Source organism: Flavobacterium sp. HJSW_4, assembly GCF_042436695.1.
Classification (GTDB): Bacteria; Bacteroidota; Bacteroidia; order Flavobacteriales; family Flavobacteriaceae; genus Flavobacterium.
On the sequence record NZ_JBHNPP010000110.1, the window covers coordinates 1 to 208 of the forward strand.

Genomic DNA, 208 nt, shown 5'->3' on the forward strand with positions numbered 1-208 from the left:
GTGACAATATTTCTGATGTTTTATGTGCTGTAAAAATGACTGTAACGCAGATTACTGCTGGAAAACAACACAATGTAGTTCCGTCAGATTGTGATTTGGTTGTTGATATTCGTGTAACTTATTGCTATTAAAATGCTTAAATTCTTGAAGTATTAAAAGCAAATTTAAACGCCGAAGTTACGCCAAGATCAATGCACTTAAATGCTTC

The 208-nt window shown here is 33.2% G+C and carries 1 pseudogene; it reads left to right on the forward strand.

Going from position 1 to position 208, the window contains the following annotated elements:
• Positions 1–208, forward strand: a pseudogene (locus tag ACE01P_RS24510) (peptidase dimerization domain-containing protein); the annotation flags it as partial.